Below are 20,577 nucleotides of genomic sequence, written 5' to 3'. Positions count from 1 at the left end.
TGGTCAACCAGCGAAACCAATACCGCGGATTCAATTTCCAACCCCCCTCGTGCGGTGACACTGCCACCCTAGCGGGCGGTCAGGGTTGGATCACGCCATCGAGATAGACCCAGGCGCCGTCCTCCCGCACGAATCGGCTGACCTCGTGCAACTGGCCGCGCCCACCGTCGGCGCGGTAGTGGGCGATGAACTCGACGAGGCCGGTGTCGTCGAACGGCCCGCCGCGTTCGGTGCGCACGATCTCCAAGAACAACCAGCGCTGTCCGGGGTCGAGGTCGAGATCCTCCGGTCGATTGCCGGAATGCCAGGACCGCTTCAGATAGCCGGTGTCGCCGACCGCGAAAGCGGTGTAGCGCGAGCGCATCAACGCCTCGGCGGTGGGGGCGGGGCGCTCGCCGGCGAGCAGCGGACCGCAGCATTCGCCGAATGGTTCTCCGCGCCGGCACGGGCACATCTGCGACTCAGCCATGGCGGTGATTGTCCCAGCGGGCGGCAGGATAACCGGCCACCGGGGCGCACGAACACGAAAGCGGTTCGTCTACAGCGAAATCCGCTGCCAGCAGCGAAGCATGGTCCCGTTCCGGCGCGAAATCTACGCTCGGGCGATGGCTACCCCCGGACCAACCCTCGACGATTCCGTACAAGATCGGCTCCTGCGTGAACGCGTGGTCTTCCTCGGTGCCCAGGTCGACGACACCATCGCCAATCGCATTTGCGCACAACTGCTTCTGCTCGCCGCCGAAGATCCCGGACAGGACATCAGCCTCTACATCAACTCCCCCGGCGGCTCCGTCGACGCCGGCATGGCCATCTACGACACCATGCATTACATCGGCTGCGACGTGGCCACCTACGCGCTCGGCCTGGCCGGCTCGATGGGCCAGTTCCTGCTGACCAGCGGAGCGAAGGGCAAGCGGCACGCGCTGGCGCACACTCGGATCATCATGCATCAGCCGTCGGCGGGCATCGGCGGCTCCGCGGCGGACATCATGATCATGGCCGAGCAGCAAGCGCTGCTCAAGAAGCAGCTGGGCGAACTGATCGCCCAGCACACCGGGCAGAGCTATGAGCAGATCCTGATCGACTGGGATCGGGACCGGTGGTTCACGGCGGCGCAGGCCAAGGACTACGGGATGATCGATCACGTCATCAGCGGGCCCGGCCCACTCCGGTAAACCGGTCCGCGAGCCCGAGCGCGCCGAATCCCTGTCCGACATCTTTTCCGCGACCAACAAGGGAGCTGATGATGGGACCATTCGGGCCGTTGAGCACGCTGTCCGGGCTCGGTTCGGGTCTGCAGCGGTGGATCGACACGCTGATCGGGGGACCTTGGGTGTTCTGACTACTCCACCCGGGCCAGCACCGCGGCCACGGCGGCGGTCTGCTCGCGCCAGCGGCGCAGTTCGGTGACGCTGGGCGCGAGTTCGTAATCGTGGTGGTGGGCGGCGCGAGACAGCGCCGCCCACACCGTCGCGACCTGCGCGGCGGTCTCCGGTCCCGCGTAGACGCGCAGGGCCAGCAGTTGTGCGCGCATCGGGCAGCGCGCCAGTTCCGGTGTGGTGCGCAGCCACAGCTGGTCCACCGCCTGTTCCAACGCCAGACGCAGAATCCACGCGGTCGCACGCGACCACACCCCGCCCGCGTCGGTCACATCGCCGTCCAATAGTCGGTCCACGGCGTCGAAACGGTCGGCCACCGTCGGCCGGGGTGGACGCCGCCGCGGACGGCGCGGCTTGGCCGGTCGCCGCCGCGCATTCGGCGTACCGTTGCCGCGCGGGCCGTTCACCTGCTCAGCCACGAAATAAGCCGCTCGGTGCTGCTGATCAATTCGCGCATGGTGCGGTCGATCGGCACATGCGCGGCGGCTGTGACATCTCGCAGCGCGGGGACCAGCCATTTCGCTTCCGCGGCGAGATGCTGGTTCAGATCGTCGACGTTGTAGGTCACGCCCATCACCGCCAGCGCCACCATGGCCCGGGTGGTGTGCGCCGATTCCAGATGCCGCTCCACCTCACGGTGATGCATGCCCCCGGCGAGCAAGTCGCGCCGGATCCGGGCCTGGCTGGCCGCCTCCACGGCGGACCGGCAGCAGGTGGCGACGAGTTCGTCGGCGATCGCCGCCGGAAGTTGCGGGGTGCGGACCAGGGAACGCGCGTCGTCCAGGTAGCGGCGGACCGGGTCGCTGGAGACCCGCACCTCCACCACCGAACGCTCGCGCCGCTGCACTTCCAGCACCCGGGCCGCCAGCTGCATCCGGCGCACCGCCTCGGCCAGCCGTTCGTCATGGGTGAACACGATGACCTGCCGGGTCGCGGCGACCGCGGCCAGCACCCGGGCCAGACCGTCCACCTTGGCCGGATCCATGGCCTGGACCGGGTCGTCGATCATGACGAAGCGGAACGGGCTGTGCTCCACCGTGGCCCGCGGCAGGAACAGCGACAGGCCCAGCGCGTGCAGTTCGCCCTGGCTCATCACGCCCAGCGCGGCGCTCTCCACCTCGTCGACGGTGACGTCGAGCAGTACCCGGCGGGCCGTTCCGGCATTGCCCTGCAACTTGATTCCGCCGAGCTCGACGTTGCTCTGCTGGCGCAGGGTGCGCCAGACCCAGCGGGCCGTGGTCTCCAGCGGAGACATGCGCTCATCCCGCAAACCCGTGGTAGCGGACTTGAGCCAGTCCTCGGCGCGTTTGACGGTACGCAATTCGCCTGTGCGCAAGGCGACTTGGCGGGCGTTGTCCAACCAGCTCGCGATGCGCGGGACCAGCGGCGCCCACACCTCGTCGAGGCGATCGAGTTCTTTGCGGGTGCCCTGCTGCAGCAGCGTGAGTTCGTCGACGAGCCGAGAATGCGCGCTGCGCAACCGCTCCGGCAGATCGGGGGTGTATTCGGCGGAGGCCAGCGCGGCCCAATCCGACCAGGCGCGATGGACCGCGGCGGTGTCGATGGTCGGCGGATTGCGCGGGTCGAAATCCAGTTCCGGCGGCACCTGGTCCGGCAGCGCGCGGGCGGCCCGGGTGGCTTCCCGCAGGCGGGTCTGGGCGGTGGTGAGCGCGTCCACTCGCGCGGCCAACTGGGCGATCTCGGCGTCGGCGGCGCGGGCCCAGTCCTGATCGAGGGTGCCGCGACCGCACACCGGACACGGGCAGTCACCACTGGCGTCGGCATGGCTGCGGGCGCGCCGCAACAACTCCAGGACCCGCAGGTCCGCCTCGGCGTCGGCGGTGGTGTCGCGCGCGAGGGCCGCGCCGCAGGAGGCGAGCCGGTCGGCGATCTCGTCCACCTGTTCACTGGTGGGCAGGGCGAGGCGGACGATGGCGCGCAACCCGTCCGGGCCGGTGTCGTCGGCGCGGCCGGACATGTGGCGGCTCACCGCGGTCAAGTCGGGCTGGGCCGGACGCAGCAGTTTGGCCATCCGGGTCGCGCGGTCGTCGGCGAGCGCGTCCAGGGCGTCGACCAGGGCGACCCGTTCCACCCGGGAATCCCGCGCCGCGCGCTCCAGGGACAGGCGGCGGGACCGTATTCGCTCCTGCGCGACCGTCAATTCGTCCAGGCCCAACAGCTGATGCAGCGCGTCGAACAGGTCGCTCGGTTTGCCGTCGACCAGCGCGCCGAGCTCGCTGTAGGACAGGAACGGACGGTAGAGCTCGAGGACCGGAGCCCAGCGCGTGGGATCGAACCGCGAATTCCCCAGTGCCCGGCGGTCTTCGGTCCAGTGCGCCTCGGCGAGCTGCGCGTCCGGCGCCCACTCCTTGACGATGGTGATCTCGGGATCGGTTCCGGCGCTGAGCATTTCCAGCTCGATCCGGGTCGAACCGCCGGTATGCAGATTGCGCCAGCCTTCCCGCCAGGCGGCGGATCGCCCGTCCCAGCGGCGATTACCGCCGGTCAGGGCCAGTTCGGCGGCTTCGGCGAAACTCGATTTGCCGCTGCCGTTGCGACCCACCACCAGCGTCAGGCCGGGGCCCGGTGGCAGCTCCAGCGTCGTCTCCTGGCCGATACCGCGGAACCCACGCACCCGGATCGCCTTGAGGAAAATCCCCGTATCGTCGAAACCGGTTGTCCGGTCCGCGGACTCGGCACCGCCCAGGGCGCGCAGCACAGCCTGCGCGACATCCGGGGTGACGGCGGGATCATCGGCAAGGCGGCGAGCCACCACCTCGGTCAGGCGCGGTACCGCCTCGGTGGCCGCATCGGCCATACGACAAACCCTCCACCCCGATCGGCAAATTCGAGCGAAACGCTACCCGACAGCGGGATTTTCGCCCACCGGCGGCGGGACTGTGCGAGAGGTCCGAATCTGCCCGCGGGGGATGGTATGGCCATCGAATGAGCCCCCCACACTCGATGTCCACCCCTCGCCAACCCACGCGGGCAGCTCGAAGTGTGGCACCCGGATTGGGTGGCTCGGACGGAGCCGAACAGAACAGGATGCCAGATACCGGACATTCCGCGCAAGGGTGTCGTTCCGGCCGAATCCGGCAGGAGCGCAATACGGTTGGCGCGGGCCGCTGTCACTTGTCGGTGGCGTCAGGTAGGAATTCGGGCAACAGACGAGACGGGGGCCGCGATGAACGACACGGGAGCGCAGGTCAGCACACCTGCCGCGCGACAGCGCGCGGTGCGCGTCAGCGCCGGGCTGGAGGAGCTCGATATCTGGCTCGGCGATCAGGTGCGCACCGGTCTCGCACAGGCCGATCGGTCCTACCGGGGGTTCGCCGCGATGGCGGCGCGGATGGTCGACGCACAGGCCCCCGGTGTCGCGGCGGTGCTGCGACGGTTGCCGGAGATCATTGCCGGGCGCGCGGATTGGCCGGAGCTGTTGCTGCGCGAGTACGCGCGGCTGCATCTGCTCGTCGCCGCACACCGCCGACTCGACGAACTGCCCGAACCGCTACGCGCCACCGTCCGCACACACATCGGGTATCCGACACGCACCGCGAGTGTCCGGGCAGAGCCCGCCGTGGGCGACGAGTGGATGGTGCTCGGCGTCCGGACCACCGAGGAAGAGCGGCTGCACACCCGCCGAACCTGGTTGTACGGCAGGCGGACTCGGCGGTGGGCACTGCTGGTCGACCACAGTTTCGGCACGGCGGAGTTCCCGAAAGACGTACCCCCGCTGGGCATGATGGCCGAGGCGAACGTGCACTACTACCCTGCCGCCGCGCCGCTACGTGCGCTCTGGGGCGAGCGATACGGTGGCGACGAGCCGTTCACCACGCTGCCCGGTGCGGCGGGCACCGCTTGGTCCGCGTCATATGGCGACGGTCCGAACACCACGCTGCCCGGTGTACCGGCCGACACCTCGCCCGCGGCATACACGGATGTGGCGAACCCCTCCTCGGACATCGCGGCTTCCGTGTCTCGGCCTGACGACAGCCGGGAACTGCGGGGCACCATCGCACGCGCGTTGGACGCGCAAGCCCGGGCGCTGGCTGCCGATCCTTGGTTGTGGGCGTGGCCGGTCCTGCTCACCGAGGTCGTTCTCGTCGTCGGGGAAGCCGGCTGGCAAGTCGCGGAACGCGGCGGGGTGGCGCTGCCGATGGCCGAGGGTGCGGCTCCGTGGCAGTTGCTGGGCATCTCCGGCGGACATCCGGTGACGGTGATCGGCGAATGGAGCGCGGCCGGTTTGGTACCGATGTCGGTGTTCACCGACGGGACCGTGATCGACCTCGAATCCGAGCGGGCAGCCGGTGCGGCGCGCTCGACCGTGTCAGCCGGAAACGAACACCTGACCTCGGTGGCGCTGCTGGGCACCGCGCGGCGGGCAGTGGATACGAGTCTGCTGGGCGAACCCGTCGGTGCGGTGGCCGCCCGGTTGGAGGCCGACCCTGCCATGCTGCTCCTCGAATCCGTCGCGCTCCAAGTGGCTTTCGCCCGGGGCGGTGTGCTCGCGGCCCACGCTGAGCTGCCGGAACCCGCTCCCGAGGATGCGCGACGACGACTGCCCGAACCCGCCGCACAGCGGTTGGCCGCCATGCTGCGCGAGCGCTCGGTGTTTCTTCCGGAGTGGTTCGATGCCGCCGCGCCGCACGACTTCCGGGCCCCCGACGCGCTCTGCGCGTTACTGCTCGAGCAGGCTTGCGCGCACGCCGGGTTGCGCCCGTTGCTGTTGCGGTTGGCTGGAGAGCGCGGGCGCTGGCTGGCAGCGCGTCATCCGGAATGGCGAAAGCTGGAGTGGCCGAACGACTCCGAAGGCAGCGCGGACGATTCCTCCACTGTCTGGCGGACCGGTAGTCCCGCTGAACGCCTGGCTTGGTTCGCACGGCTACGCCATCGGGATCCGAGTGCCGCGCGCGAACTGCTCGCGCGGACGTGGCAGAAGGAATCCGGCGCGGTGAAAGCCGAACTGCTGGCGGCCTGCTCGGAGCGACTGTCGACAGACGACGAATCGCTCCTCGAATCCGCACTGGATGACCGCCGGGCCGATGTCCGGCGCACCGCCTCCGGCCTGCTCGCACTGCTGCCGGATTCAGCGTTCGCCCAGCGTATGACCGCTCGCGCCCGGTCCTGGATCAGGCTCGAGCCCGGCGAGCCCCGCTTCGTCATCAACCTGCCAGATCCGCTCGACGCGGATGCTCGTCGCGACGGAATCTACGACCGCCCCGCCGAATCCACCTACCGCTGGAACGGCACCCCCGATCCCACCGCAGGTCGCCTCCGCCAGCTGGTAGCGGCCACACCGCTGGATCATTGGCGGACGGTGACCGGCCCACTCGACCGCTCACGGACAGCGACCGACCCACTCGACCCGAAACACCCAGCGACCGGCCCTCTCGACCGGGAACACCTAGCGACCGACCCGTTGGACCGCTTACGGACGGCGACCAACCCACTGGACCACAACCAGACGGCGACCAACCCGCGCGATCCCAAACACCCAGCAACCAACCCGCTGGACCACGGACTGGAAGTGACCGGACCGTTTACTGCCGCCGATTTGCCCGGATCCGAGACAGACCCAGCCGGGTCTGGTAGTTCGCCGACTACGTCGCCCCACGAGCAGGGGTCGCCTCCTCAGACCGATTCCCCGCCATCCGCAGCCGACCCCGGCGGGCCGAACTATGGAACCTCGGCCCCCGAGACAGTGCTGCGGATCGCGGTCGAAGAGCGATTCCGGCAACCGATGTTCGACGGGTGGGTGGATGCCGCACTGGCTCAGCAGGATTCGGCCTGGGCGAAGGCGCTGTTCGAGGCCGGGGTGCCCTCGGATGTGGCATTGCTGCGGCGGCGCGAGCTTTTCGCACTGCTGCCCGAGGAGGATCGGGTGCGGCACCTGCTGCGGCTGGACGGCGCCTGGTTCTCCGAGATCGAAGCCCTGCTGCCGGCGATGGGTCACCCGTGGCCGGAACCGCTGGCGCAACATCTGATGCTGTTGTTGTTCGAACGGTCGCGGGTCGCGGCGCAACGGGCCGGGATGCACGGCTCGGGTCCGGCGGCACATCGGTCGCTGCTGGTGGCCGCGGCCGCGCACTTGCCGGTCAGCTCGGCGGGGATGGCCGGAGTGCTGGCCCGCCGTTGCGAAGATCCTGGTTGGCAGCAAGCATTCGATCGGCTCGCCCGCGATCTCACCCACCGCTCGATGATGCTCGAGGAGTTGCAGTGACCACTACCGATCTCGTGCCGGAGCTGCTGCGCCCGCACGCCGAACAGGCCTACGCCACCGAACTCGCCGCGCTCGCCGCCGCCGATACTCGACCCCGCCCGCCGGGCTGGCGGCTCTCGCCGTGGGCGGTGGTCACCTACCTGCTCGGTGGGGTGCTCGACGACGGCACCGTGATCAGCCCGAAGTACGTCGGCCCGCGCCGGCTCATGGAGGTCGCGGTCGCCACGCTGGCCACCGACCGCGCGCTGCTGCTGCTCGGCGTCCCGGGCACCGCGAAAACCTGGGTATCGGAGCATCTTTCGGCCGCCGTCAGCGGCGCCTCCACGCTGCTCGTCCAGGGCACCTCCGGCACGGCGGAGGAATCCATCCGCTACGGCTGGAATTACGCGCGGCTGCTCGCCGAGGGTCCGAGCGAGGGCGCGTTGGTCGCCTCCCCCGTCATGACCGCCATGCGCACCGGCGCGATCGCCCGCATCGAGGAACTCACCCGGATTCCCTCCGACGTCCAGGACGCGCTGATCACCATTCTGTCCGAGAAGACGCTGCCGGTCCCCGAACTCGGCATCCAGGTCCAGGCCGCCAAGGGCTTCAACATCATCGCCACCGCCAACGACCGCGATCGCGGCGTCAACGACCTCTCCTCGGCCTTGCGCCGCCGCTTCAACACCGTGGTCCTGCCGCTGCCCGCCAGCGAGGACGACGAGGTCGCCATCGTCACCCGCCGGGTCGAACAACTCGGCGCCGCCCTGGAACTCCCCGCCATCCCCGCCGCCGACGAGGTCCGCCGCGTCGTGCGCGTCTTCCGCGAACTCCGCTCCGGCAGCACCGCCGATGGCCGCACCGCCCTCAAATCGCCCTCCGGCACGCTGTCCACCGCCGAAGCCATCTCCGTCATCACCAACGGGATAGCCCTGTCCGCCCACTTCGGTGACGGCACCCTGCGCGCCGCCGATATCGCCGGCTCGGTCCTCGGCGCCATCATCAAGGACCCGGTCTCCGACACCGCCATCTGGACGGAATACCTGGAAGCCGTCGTTCGCGAACGCCCCGACTGGTCCGACTTCTACCGCGCCTGCCGCGAGATCAGCGAATGACATCGGATGTCGACCCGCGCACGCGCGTCTTCGGGATACGTCACCACGGACCGGGCTCGGCCCGCTCACTCCTGCGGGCGCTGCACGACTTCCAGCCGGACGCCATCCTGATCGAAGGCCCCGCCGACGCGGACCCCTTGGTCGGCTTCGTCGCCGCCGAGGGCATGGCGCCGCCGGTCGCTCTGCTCGCCTACGTCCCGGATCAGCCCGCCCGCGCGGCCTTCTGGCCCTTCGCCGTGTTCTCCCCGGAGTGGCAGGCGATGCGATACGCCGCCGACCGCGACATCCCCGTCCACTTCTGCGACCTACCCGCCACCACAGTGCTCGCCGTCCGCGAAGAACCCGGCGACACCATCGACCCGGTCGCCGAATTGGCCGCTGCCGCCGGCCACGACGACACCGAACGCTGGTGGGACGCCATCCTCGAATCCGCCCCGCACATAAACGCTTTCGACGCGATCACCGAAGCCATGGCGGAACTACGCAACGCGCGTCCGGATACCAGTGGGACCGGTGAGGAGTTGAGAGAGGCTGGGGCAGAGCAGAATCCGCGGCCGGAACTGGTGGACTCGCACACCCTGCTGCGGGAGGCCTACATGCGGCAGGTGTTGCGCAAGACGATCAAGGGTGGGGCGCGGCGGGTGGCTGTGGTGTGTGGGGCTTGGCATGCGCCGGCGTTGGCCGGGCCGCTGGGGCCCGCGGCGCCGGATGCGCGGCTGCTCAAGGGGTTGCCGAAGGTGAAGGCGACGGTGACGTGGGTGCCGTGGACGCATTCGCGGTTGGCGACCGCGTCCGGGTACGGGGCGGGGATCGATTCGCCCGGCTGGTATCACCATTTGTTCACCGAGACCGAGCAGCCGGTGGCGCGGTGGCTGACCAAGGCGGCGGGGGTGCTGCGGGCGCAGGATCTGCCGGTGTCCAGTGCGCATGTCATCGAATCGGTGCGGCTGGCCGAGACTTTGGCGGTGCTGCGGGAGCGGCCACTGGCGGGGCTGTCGGAGGTGACGGAGGCCGTGCGCGCGGTGATGTGCGGGGGCGAGGAGACCCTGGTGCGGGTCGTGAACTCCGCGTTGGTGGTCGGGGAGGCTCTCGGCTCGGTGCCCGAGGGCGCGCCCGCGGTTCCGCTGGACGCGGACCTGCGGGCGCGGATCCGAACCCTGCGCATGAAGCAGGACCCGGCGGCGAAGGCGCTCGACCTGGATCTGCGCAAAGACCGCGAGCGCCAGCGGTCACATCTGCTGCACCGGTTGCGCCTGCTCGGAATCCCTTGGGGCACAGAGGTATCCAGTGATATCCGAGGCACCGGCACGTTCCGGGAAAGCTGGTCGCTGCGCTGGCGGCCCGAGTTCGCGGTCGCGGTTGTCGAGGCCTCGCGCTGGGGGACCACCATCGCCGCCGCGGCCGCGGCCAAGGTTCTCGATGCCGCCGCCCGGCCCGACGTCGGTCTCGCCGACCTCACCACCGCGCTGGAATCATCGCTCCTCGCCGACCTCGGTCCGGCCACCACGGGATTGGTGGCCCGCCTGGAAACCGTCGCGGCCCTGGACCACGACGTCACCCGCCTGCTCGCGGCCCTCCCCAGCCTCGTCGGCACCCTGCGCTACGGCGATGTCCGCGGCACCGATACCTCCGCCCTCGCCCACGTAGCCGACAGTCTGCTGGTCCGGATCTGCGCGGGACTGCCCGGCGCGGTCACCGGCCTGGACACCACCGCCGCCGAACATCTGCGCGCCCTGCTCGACGCCGCCCACACCGCCATCCACACCCGGGACAATGCCTGGGCCACCGCCGAATGGCTGGTCGCCCTGCATCGCCTCGCCGACCGCGAAGACGTGCACGGGGCCCTTGTGGGCCGCGCCGTCCGCCTCCTCGCCGACGCCGGCCGCATCGACCGCGCCGACTCCGCCCGCAGGCTGTCCGCCGCCCTGTCGATCGGACCCACACCCGCCGCCAAAGCCGCCTGGATCGATGGCTTCCTCGGCGGCCGCGGCCTCCTCCTCGTTCACGACCGCCAGCTCCTGCACCTCATCGACACCTGGCTGCACACCCTCCCCGAAGACCAGTTCACCACCACCCTCCCCCTCCTCCGCCGCACCTTCAGCACCTTCGAGCCCGCCGAGCGCCGCGCCATCGCCACCGCCCTGCGCACCCCCGAAACCCCCACCACCCCAACCCCCACCACCGACCACACCCGCGGAACCGCCGCGATGACCACCGTCGCCCGAATCCTCGGAGCCACACCATGACGGATGCCGAATCGGAAAGGCAGGTTGTGCACAGCATGCTCGAACCCACGGCGGGTGGAGCACCCCCCGCGGTGCGTGCTCGCGTGCCTGTGATCTACCCGATGGAGGTGTGTTGTGAGTGCGGATGACGTGCAGGCCCGGCGGTGGCGGTTGGTGTTGGGGGCTGCGGCCGAGGCGGAGGTCGGGGGGCTCGGAGACGCGGATGACCTGGCGATGGATCAGGCACTGGGGAGTTTGTACAACGGTGCGGAGGAGGACGCGGCTGGGCAGCGGACCGGGGGGCTCGGGGGATCGGCGCCGCGGGTGGCGCGGTGGCTGGGTGATATTCGGCGGTACTTTCCGTCGTCGGTGGTCGAGGTGTTGCAGCGCGACGCGGTCGACCGGCTGGAGTTGACGCAGTTGTTGCTGGAGCCGGAGTTGCTCGAGGCGGTGCAGCCGGATGTGCATCTGGTCGGGACCTTGCTCGGGTTGAATTCGGTGCTGCCGGAAACCACCAGGGCGACAGCGCGTGTCGTGGTGGCGAAAGTGGTGCGCGAGATCGAGGAGCGGATCGCCGCGCATACCCGCGCGGCGGTGACCGGCGCATTGAATCGGGCGGCCCGGACGACGCGACCGAAGCCCCGGGACATCGACTGGGACAAGACGATCCGGAAGAATCTCGCGCACTATCTGCCGGAGCAGCGCACGGTCGTCCCGGAGCGGCTGGTCGGGTATGGACGGACAGCGCAGGCGGTGCGACGGGATGTGGTGCTGGCGATCGACCAGTCCGGATCGATGGCGGCCAGTGTGGTGTACGCGTCGGTGTTCGGGGCGGTGCTGGCCTCGATGCGGGCGCTGCGGACCTCGCTGGTGGTGTTCGATACCGAGGTCGCGGACCTGACGGATCGGCTGACCGACCCGGTAGACGTGCTGTTCGGCACCCAGTTGGGCGGCGGCACCGATATCAATCAGGCGTTGGCCTACTGCCAGTCGCTGGTCACCCGGCCGGCCGACACGCTGTTCGTGTTGATCTCGGATCTGTACGAGGGCGGGATTCGCGCGGAGATGCTGCGCCGGATCAACGCCATGCGCGAATCGGGAGTCCAGGTGCTGGTTCTGCTCGCACTCTCCGATGACGGTGCCCCCGCCTACGACCATGACAACGCGGCCGCGCTCGCCGCGCTCGGTGTCCCCGCGTTCGCGTGCACTCCCGACGCTTTTCCCGACTTGCTCGCCGTCGCTATCGATCGGGGCGACGTGCACGCCTGGGCCGCAGCACGCGAACAGGGTCGCGGAGGTCGGCGCCGATGACGAGGTCCCCCAAGGGACGGACTCCCGGGGGACCTCGGAGGAACGCGGGCGCCCAGCGGAGAACGCCCACCAGATCGATCACGGCCCCAATGGTGCCGAGCGCACCGGTCCCCGGGGACCGGGCGAATTACATCAGGACCCGAATGCCGACAGCTGGCTCGCGAGATCCAGCATGGAGGTGACCAGGGTGAGCACGGTTTCCAGGATTTGCATGCGAGCACTCCTTATCGACGGTTGGCTAACTTTCAGCAAACTGATGGTAGGTGCGGGAACCGCTCGGACACGGGATTGGCGACCTGAGAGTTGGCTAGGCTGCTATCGGTTGGGCTCGCTGGATATGGGGGGCACGGATGTTGCGCCGTGGTGAGGTATTCGCCGGCTTCGTGATCGAACGCGAGCTGGGGCGCGGCGGCATGGGCGCGGTCTACGCGGCCCGGCACCCCCGGCTACCGAAGCTGCTGGCGCTGAAACTGCTGCACCGGGAGTTGTTCGGCGACAAGGAGACTCGCGGCCGGTTCGAACGCGAAGCCGATCTGGTCGCCCAGCTGGATCACCCGAACATCATCACCGTGTTCGACCGCGGCGTCGAGGACAACCACCTGTGGATCTCGATGCAGTACGTCGACGGCGTGGACACGGCGGCGATCCCGGTGAACGCGATGCCCGTCGCGCGCGCGATGCAGATTCTGCACCAGACGGCGGGCGCGCTCGACTACGCGCACGCCCAGGGTGTGCTGCACCGCGACGTGAAGCCCGCCAATATCCTGCTGTCTCGTTCGGCCGGCGCCGGGCCTGGTTTCACCGAGCGGGTGCTGCTCACCGACTTCGGCATCGCGAAACTGCTCGCCGACTCCGGCCGGCTCACCCGCACCGGCACCCTGGTCGCGACCCTCGCCTACGCTTCGCCGGAGCAGTTGATCGCCGCGCCCGTCGACTATCGCGCCGACCAGTATTCGCTGGCCTGCACCCTGTTCCGCATGTTGACGGGCTACGGCCCCTACGACGCGCCGAATATCGCGGCGGTCATGTGGGGGCATGTGCAGTCTCCGCCGCCGTCGCTGCACGCGGCCCGTCCGGACCTGCCCGCCGGACTCGACTCGGTGCTGGCCAAGGCGATGGCCAAAGATCCGGACCAGCGCTTCCGCACTTGCTGCGAATTCGCCGAGGCGGCGCTGGAAGCCTGGCGCAAGCCGGAGCTACCCCGGACGATCCACAGATCTCCCCAGCCCGATCGACAGCAGCCCCGACGACCGGCCGAGCCGACGGTCCGGCCGAACTCCCCGCCGCCCGCCCGGCCGAATCCGCTGCGGGCGGTGGCCGACCGGGTACACGGCTGCCTGATCGGCGGCGCGGCCGGGGACGCACTGGGCGCACCGGTGGAGAATCTGCTCCTCACCGACATCCGCCAGCGCTACGGTCCGAGCGGCGTCGACGGCAAGTCCTTCGAGGGCAGGATCTCCGAGGAAACCCAGCTGGCGCTGTTCACGCTGGAGGCGTTGATCAAGGGCTCGGTGCGCGCCCGGCTGAAAGGCATCGGCGGCGCCACGCTCGGCCTGATGCAGCAGGGTTTCCTGGTGTGGCTGCGGGGTCAGGGCATCGAGATCCCGGCGCAGGAGGGCGAGCCGCACAGCAGGCTCGCGGCCTACCCGGCACTGCTCGATCGCCGCGGCAACGGCTTGGCCGTCCTCTCCGCCCTGCAGAAAGCGGGCGCGCGCGGAAAACCGTTCACGCCGTTGGGAACTCGCGCCGAACCGATCAACGACTCCAAAGGCTGCGCCGCGCTGGCCCGCTGCGCGCCGTGCGGTTTCGGCTACCTGCTCGACCGCACTGGCTTGGCCGTGGAGTTCGTCTTCGAATTGGGTTGCGACGCGGCCGCCCTGACCCACGGCCACCCGAGCGGGTGGCTGCCCGCGGGCACCCTCGCGGTCATCGTCTACGAGCTGATTCGCGGCACCGACCTGCGCGCCGCCATCGATCGAGCCCGCATCGAACTGCGCAAATACGAAGGGCACGAGGAGACTTCGGCCGCCCTGGAGGCCGCGGTCCGGCTCGCCGACCGGGTGGGCGCCCGAATGCCGCGCCCGGAGGACACCGAATCCCTGGGCCCCGGCTGGATCGCACCGGAGGCGCTGTCCATCGCCCTCTACGCGGCCCTGGCGGCGCAGACCGTCGGCGGGACGCCGGAGCAGATGGTCCGCAACGGAATCCTGCTCGCGGTCAACCACTCCGGCGACAGCGACGCCACCGGCGCGATCTGCGGCAGCATCCTCGGCGCCTGCTTCGGCGCGGCGGCGATTCCACCCGCTTGGCGCGCGGTCGACGCGAGCGCTGTCATCGAGGAGCTGGCGACCGACTACTGCACCGAATTCGGCCCGAACCCGCCGAGCGGAGAATACGGCGGGCCGAGCCAGGAATGGTTCGATCGCCACATGAGCTGACCGGCGAACCTACCTTCTACAGATCCGCGATGGCGGCCAGCGGCGGTGTCCGCGCCGCCCGGATCCCCGGCCACAGCGCGGCCAAGACGCCGACCACGGCGGAGCTGATCAGCACCGCGACGAGCTGGCCCCACGGAATGGCGATCTGGTCGATGCCCAGGTCGGCGAGGGTGCGCAGGAATCCGATTCCCAGTCCCAGCCCGAGGATCACGCCGACGATCGCGCCGAAGACGGCGATCAGCATGGACTCCAGGTAGATGGTGCGGCGCACCTGAGCGCGCTGGGTACCGACCGCCCGCAGCATGCCGATTTCGCGACGCCGCTCCACCACCGACAATGCCAGGGTGTTGATGATGCCGAGGATGGCGATCACCACCGCCAAGGCGAGCAGGCCGTACAGGATGGCGAGCATGGTGTTGATCTGCTGGCCCTGTGCGCCCTTGACCTGCTCCCGATCCTGAACCTGAACGACCGCGAAGCTTTCGGTGGCCTTCTCCAGCTGGGTCCGCATAGCGGCCAGATCCGCGCCCGGTTTCGCGCTGACCAGCACGAAGAAGTTGTTCTGGAACGCCGGCGGTATGACCTGGTCGAACAGCTTCGGTGCGAGCACCATGTCGCCGAGTAGCGGATTGTCCCGGAACACACCGCCGACGGTGGCGGGCACCTTCTGATTCTTGTCCAAGGTGGTCAGTTCGATCTGCTGACCGACCTTCCACCCGTGCTCGGCGGTTTCGCTGTCGGAGACCAGCACGGTGCGTTCACCGAGTGTGCGGGAGCCCTGCAGAATTTCGGTGTTGAACACGTTGTCCATCGGCGCGTCCGGTGACACACCGCGCATCTGATCGGTGTCGACGCGGAAGGCCGCGCCACGGAAGCCGACGACATCGGCCGCGTCCGGCACGCCCTTGCGCACCGCGTCGGGCACCCCGAGCGAGAGCCCGATCATCGAGTTCTGCGGGCCCGCGAGGGTGTAATCGGCTTGAATCCCCTTGTCCACCAGCACACTTACGCTGGCTTTGGCCGAGGCGCCGAGCATGCCGATGGCCGAGACCAGCATCAGACCGAGCGTCAACGCGAACGCCGTCGCCGCCGTCCGGCGCGGGTTGCGGACGGCGTTGTTGCGGGCCATGTGCCCGATCGGCCCGAACGGGCGGATGAGCACGCCGAGCCCGCCGACAACCGGACGAGACAACGCCGGCAGCACCAGCAGTACGGCCAGGATCAACGCCAGCGCACCGCCGCCGACGATGCTCGCCGCGCGACCTCCGGTGCCCTGCGCCCCGACCACCACCGCGACGATGCCGGCGACGCCGAGCACCGAACCGACGCTCGTGCGCAACCGCAGCGAATTGCCGGCCAGGAACCGCGCCACGCCCGGCATGCCGACGGCCGCGCCGATGACCTGACCCAGCCGCAGCGGTTCATCGCTCGACTTGTACTCCTCGCGCATGGCCTCGACGGGCGGAATCTTCGCCGCCCGGCGGGCTGGCGCGTAGGCACTGATCACCGTCACCCCGATGCCGACGACCAGGCCGACGACGATGGTGCGCGGCAGCACCGCCATGGAACCGGTCGGCAAGCCCAGATCGAAGGCGTTCAATACGGCGGACAACCCGTAGGCGAGTGCCACGCCCGCCACCAAACCGATGACGCTGCCGATGATTCCGATGACCAAAGCCTCGGAGACCACTGTCCGGCCCACCTGCTGCCTGCTCGCGCCGACCGCGCGCAGCAGCGCCAACTCCCGCAGCCGCTGCGCCACGATCATGGAGAAGGTGTTGTAGATGATGAAGGTGCCCACGATGAGCGCGATACCGCCGAAGGCGAGCAGGAAGTAGTTGATGAACTTCAACGCCTCACCCAGCTGCGCCTTCATGTCTTCGCGCACCTGGTCACCGTTCTGGACCTTGAAACCCTTGACCTCGGCGGCGACTCGGTCCCGCAGGTCGTTGACGGCGACACCGGGCTGAACGGCGATATCGATATAGGCCACGTGCGAGCCGTCGGTGAAAAGCTGGCGCGCCTGCTTGTCCTCGAACAGCAGACCGATGAAACCGCCGGTGTCGGAGGGAGTCTCGAAGACACCGGTGATCGCGACCTCGAGCGCGGGGCGATCCTGGGTGCTCCGCGCCGGGATGATCACCTTGGCGCGGTCGCCGACTTTCAGCCCGGAGCGTTCGGCGCCACCGGAATTGATCGCGACCTCGCCCGGCTTGCTCGGCGGCACACCCTGCACGAACTTCGGCGGCTCCTCGACCGCCTGCTCCGGCGGCACATAGGACTGTCCCCAGCTCGGCGCGCCGCCGGTCTGCACCGGTTTGCCCGCCGAATTCAGCAGCACCAGCGGCCCGTTCACGCCGGGCGCGACCGCCCGCACTCCCTCGAGAGCGGTGATCTTCTCCACCGCGCCCTGCGGGACGCCGAAGGATTGCTGCGACTCCGGGCTCACCCGCACATCGACGCCCTTGGCCTGCCCTTCGAAGATCCCGTCGAACGTGCGCTGCAACGTATCGGTGAAAACGAAGGACCCGGCGATGAACGCCGTGCCGAGGATGACCGACAACACAGTCAGCGCCAGCCGAACCTTGTGTGCGGCCAAGTTGCGCAGGGCAACTTTCCGCATGGGATTGCTCGCCATCAGAGTGTTTCCAGCGCCTTCATCCGGTCCAGCACGGATTCCGCGGTGGGATCCCGCAATTCGTCCACGATGCGGCCGTCGGCGAGGAAGATCACCCGGTCGGCGTAGGCCGCGGCATGCGGTTCGTGGGTGACGATCACGACGGTCTGCCCGAACTCGTCCACCGCGGCGCGCAGGATCGAGAGCACCTCGCCGGAGGAACGCGAGTCCAGATTGCCGGTCGGCTCGTCACCGAAGATGATCTCCGGCTTGCCCGCCAGCGCCCGCGCGCAGGCCACGCGCTGCTGCTGACCACCCGACAGCTCGCTGGGCCGATGGGTGAGCCGATCGGTGAGCCCCAGCCGCTTCAGCACGGTGTCGAGCCATTGCTGATCCGCCTTGCGCCCGGCGATATCCAACGGGAGCGTGATGTTCTCCAGCGCGGTGAGCGTCGGCACCAGGTTGAACGCCTGGAACACGAACCCGATCCGATCTCGTCGCAACGCCGTCATCTGCTTGTCCGAGAGGTTGGTGAGATCGGTGTCACCGATCCGGACCGCGCCCGAGCTCGCGCTGTCCAGCCCGGCCAGGCAGTGCATCAGGGTCGACTTCCCCGAACCCGAGGGCCCCATGATGGCGGTGAACTCACCCTTCGCGAACTCTGCCGACACCGCATCCAGGGCCGTGACCTGCGTATCTCCCGAACCGTAGATCTTGGACACATCGATGGCACGGGCCGCGACATCGGTCGGAGCCGCCTTTTCGGCGGTGTCGGTACCCACAGCGTGCGAAGTCATGCCCTCCAGTCTGTCGGGCGATCTCCCGCCGCGCCATCCGGATTTCCCCTGACTCCCCTGGTCGTAGCCGCTCGGACCAGGCTCCGACCCGAGGCGGATCCAGTAGCGTGGGGCGAATGAGCATTCGTGATATCGCGCTGCGGACCTTGGACGGCGAGCCGACCACGCTGGCGGAGCTGGCCGGGGACAAAGCCGTGCTGCTGGTCAATGTGGCGTCGAAATGTGGTTTGACTCCGCAGTATTCGGGACTGGTGGAGTTGCAGCAGACCTACGGGCCGCAGGGCTTCACCGTCGTCGGTGTGCCGTGCAACCAGTTCATGGGCCAGGAACCCGGTAGCGCCGAGGAGATCGCGCAGTTCTGCGCCACCACCTACGGGGTGGACTTCCCGCTGTTGGAGAAGACCGAGGTCAACGGCGAAAACCGGCACCCGCTGTACGCGGAGCTGGTGGCCACCGCCGACACCGAGGGTGCCGCCGGCGACATCCAGTGGAACTTCGAGAAATTCCTGATCGACCGCGAGGGCAAGGTGGCCGGGCGGTTCCGGCCGACCGTCACCCCCGGCGACGCCGCACTGCGCGGTGCGGTGGAATCCGTTCTCTGACAATCACAGTGGCGCCGAACGCCACCAGCGCAGCACCTCGTCGATGCTGCCCGCGATCCCGTCGGTGTACATCAGGTACTGCCCGCGGGATCCGGTGAACACCGTCACCATCTTCGGGCCGCTGTCGTTGAATTTGTAGTTGGTGTAAGACTTTCCGGCGTTGGTCTCGGTGGACTTGGTGGCGTCCTTGGGCAGGTTGTTCAGCGCGGCCTGGGCGTCGGCGGCCGAGTTATACATGTAGATCGTGTAGAACGGGTCGTCGTTGTCGCCGCCGCCGTAGCAGTCCCACGCGAAGCCCCACTTGCCGAAATCCGGTGTGCCATCGGTCGGATTGGGCGGCGAGCTGGCGGTGTGCGAACTGCAGGTCGACCCGTTGTAACCGGAGTCGCCGTCGGTTTCAGCCGGGACCAGGCTCGGGAACTCCCGGCTGATCGCGTCCACGCTCGCCGTCTGCGCCGGCGCGTTGCTGGTGGAGGTGGCCGTCGCGGTCGCCGAGGCGGTCGCGGTACGCGTCGGCGTCGTCCCGGTATCGTCATCGACCACCACGCCGATCACAGCCAGCAGCGCGATCACCAGCACCACCGCACCCACGACCACGCCGACGATGAGGCCCGCGTTGGACTTCCGCGGCCCCGGCGGACGCGGCGCGTTGTATCCGCCCTGCGGGGCGTACGCGTGCTGTGCGGCATAGGGCCCGGAGTTCGACGGATTCGGTTGCGGCGCGGGCGAACCCACCGGCATGGTGTGCTGGGCCGGTCGCGGCGCGGGCGTGATCGCCGTCGGCGCGCCGGACAGCGAGTGCGGGCCGCTGGCCTGCCCCATCGGATAGGTCGGCACCTGCGGGCTGGACGGGTGCATACCGCCCGCTGTCGGGAACTGCGGGGTGGAATTGTGCTGCGTCGGGAACTGCGGCCCGGTCACCGGCCGCGGACCGCCGACCAGCGGTATCGACGGCTGACTGCGATCGTTCAGCGCCTGCTGCGCGGCCGCGGCGAATTCCGAACACGAGTGGAATCGATCATCGGGCCGCTTGGCCATCGCCTTGGCCAGCACACCGTCCAAGGCGTAGGGCAGACCGGCGCGCACACTGCTCAACGCGGGCGGCGCGGTTTGCAGGTGCCCCTGGATGACCTGCGCCGGGTTGGTCGAGGCGAACGGACCGCTACCGGTGAACAACCAGAACAGCGTGCAGGCCAGCGAGTACTGATCGGATCGATGGTCCAGCGGCGAACCGGTGAGCTGTTCGGGCGAGGCATAGGCGAGCGTCGCGGTGAAGGTGCCGGTCTGGGTGAGATGTCCGGTGTCGTCGCGCAACCGCGCGATACCGAAGTCGGTGAGATAGACCCGTTCGCCCCGGCCGCTCCCGGACCGGGCCAGCAGGATATTGGCCGGTTTCACATCGCGGTGCAGCACGCCCATGCCGTGCGCGTAGTCCAGCGCCTCACCGGTTTCCTTGATGATCTGCACCGCTCGCGCCGGAGGCAGCGACTGCGGCTCCACCGAGGCGGCGTCGATACCGTCGATGTACTGCATGGAGATCCACAGCTGCTCTTCCTCGAGCCCGCGGTCGTACACCGTGACGATATTGGGGTGGTCGAGCCGGGCGACCAGATCCGCCTCCCGTTCGAACCGCGCCCGCACCTCCTCGTCGTGAAACATCTCCCGGTTCAACAGCTTCAGCGCTGTCATCCGCGGCAGCCGCGGATGTTTCGCCAGGTAGACCGAACCCATGCCACCGCGGCCCAATTGCCTTTCGATGACATAGCCGGCGAAAACATCACCGCTGGCCAGCATGTCTTGCTCCACTTCTCGCCCGCACCGGGACCCACCGGCGACAGGCGTACAGCACGAGAACGCGATCAGGGCGGCGCCCGACCACGGAATACGAAAA

13 protein-coding genes are annotated in these 20,577 nt (G+C 69.1%); 7 read left to right on the top strand and 6 right to left on the bottom strand.

All coding sequences use genetic code 11. The features are described 5' to 3' along the window. Nucleotides 1-79: 79 nt before the first annotated feature. Nucleotides 80-469 carry a YchJ family protein gene (locus BJ987_RS11520; protein ID WP_245365907.1) on the bottom strand — a complete coding sequence of 130 codons (390 nt, stop codon included), beginning with the start codon at nt 467-469 and terminating at the stop codon, nt 80-82. A 136-nt stretch (nt 470-605) separates the two neighbouring features. On the opposite strand from BJ987_RS11520, the gene BJ987_RS11515 reads away from it, so the two are divergent. Next, complete coding sequence (locus BJ987_RS11515) at nt 606-1,175, top strand: ATP-dependent Clp protease proteolytic subunit (protein ID WP_209888003.1); 570 nt, start codon at nt 606-608, stop codon at nt 1,173-1,175. A 167-nt stretch (nt 1,176-1,342) separates the two neighbouring features. Here BJ987_RS11515 and BJ987_RS11510 read toward each other — a convergent pair whose 3' ends face one another. Continuing rightward, a complete protein-coding gene (locus BJ987_RS11510) occupies nt 1,343-1,798 on the bottom strand; it encodes a hypothetical protein (RefSeq protein WP_307869573.1) in 456 nt (151 codons plus the stop codon). Beyond that, nucleotides 1,783-4,197, bottom strand: coding sequence for an AAA family ATPase (locus BJ987_RS11505; RefSeq protein ID WP_209887999.1), 2,415 nt, complete (start codon nt 4,195-4,197; stop codon nt 1,783-1,785). Before BJ987_RS11505 ends, BJ987_RS11510 begins: the two co-directional genes overlap by 16 nt. 369 nt (nt 4,198-4,566) lie before the next feature. Between BJ987_RS11505 and BJ987_RS37210 the strand changes: the two genes are divergently transcribed. The 5 genes from BJ987_RS37210 to BJ987_RS11480 all read left to right on the top strand — a co-directional run bounded on the left by BJ987_RS37210 (nt 4,567) and on the right by BJ987_RS11480 (nt 14,670). Beyond that, a complete protein-coding gene (locus tag BJ987_RS37210) occupies nt 4,567-7,602 on the top strand; it encodes a DUF5691 domain-containing protein (protein WP_245365906.1) in 3,036 nt (1,011 codons plus the stop codon). Continuing rightward, complete coding sequence (locus tag BJ987_RS11495; protein ID WP_209887997.1) at nt 7,599-8,696, top strand: ATP-binding protein; 1,098 nt, start codon at nt 7,599-7,601, stop codon at nt 8,694-8,696. The genes BJ987_RS37210 and BJ987_RS11495 overlap by 4 nt, the downstream gene beginning before the upstream one ends. Beyond that, nucleotides 8,693-10,942, top strand: coding sequence for a DUF5682 family protein (locus BJ987_RS11490; RefSeq protein ID WP_209887994.1), 2,250 nt, complete (start codon nt 8,693-8,695; stop codon nt 10,940-10,942). The genes BJ987_RS11495 and BJ987_RS11490 overlap by 4 nt, the downstream gene beginning before the upstream one ends. A gap of 114 nt (nt 10,943-11,056) precedes the next feature. Further along, complete coding sequence (locus tag BJ987_RS11485; protein WP_209887991.1) at nt 11,057-12,232, top strand: VWA domain-containing protein; 1,176 nt, start codon at nt 11,057-11,059, stop codon at nt 12,230-12,232. 350 nt (nt 12,233-12,582) lie between these two features. Beyond that, nucleotides 12,583-14,670 (top strand): ADP-ribosylglycohydrolase family protein, encoded by a 2,088-nt coding sequence (locus BJ987_RS11480; RefSeq protein WP_209887988.1) that lies wholly within the window; start codon nt 12,583-12,585, stop codon nt 14,668-14,670. Between the two features lie 16 nt (nt 14,671-14,686). On the opposite strand, the gene BJ987_RS11475 is transcribed toward BJ987_RS11480, so the two are convergent. Beyond that, a complete protein-coding gene (locus tag BJ987_RS11475; RefSeq protein ID WP_209887985.1) occupies nt 14,687-17,308 on the bottom strand; it encodes an ABC transporter permease in 2,622 nt (873 codons plus the stop codon). After that, nucleotides 17,308-18,084, bottom strand: a complete 777-nt coding sequence (locus tag BJ987_RS11470) for an ABC transporter ATP-binding protein (RefSeq protein WP_209887982.1) — start codon at nt 18,082-18,084, stop codon at nt 17,308-17,310. The genes BJ987_RS11475 and BJ987_RS11470 overlap by 1 nt, the downstream gene beginning before the upstream one ends. Nucleotides 18,085-18,200: 116 nt before the next feature. Here BJ987_RS11470 and BJ987_RS11465 point away from each other — a divergent pair, with 116 nt between their 5' ends. Beyond that, nucleotides 18,201-18,686, top strand: coding sequence for a glutathione peroxidase (locus BJ987_RS11465; RefSeq protein WP_209887979.1), 486 nt, complete (start codon nt 18,201-18,203; stop codon nt 18,684-18,686). 3 nt (nt 18,687-18,689) lie between these two features. Here the strand turns inward: BJ987_RS11465 and BJ987_RS11460 are convergent, their stop codons facing one another. Next, nucleotides 18,690-20,480, bottom strand: a complete 1,791-nt coding sequence (locus BJ987_RS11460) for a serine/threonine protein kinase (protein ID WP_209887976.1) — start codon at nt 20,478-20,480, stop codon at nt 18,690-18,692. Nucleotides 20,481-20,577: the final 97 nt, after the last annotated feature.

It is taken from the genome of Nocardia goodfellowii (assembly GCF_017875645.1).
GTDB classification, from domain to species: Bacteria; Actinomycetota; Actinomycetes; order Mycobacteriales; family Mycobacteriaceae; genus Nocardia; species Nocardia goodfellowii.
The sequence above is the reverse complement of the archived record's forward strand: the minus strand, read 5'-3'. Positions and strand labels throughout refer to the sequence as shown.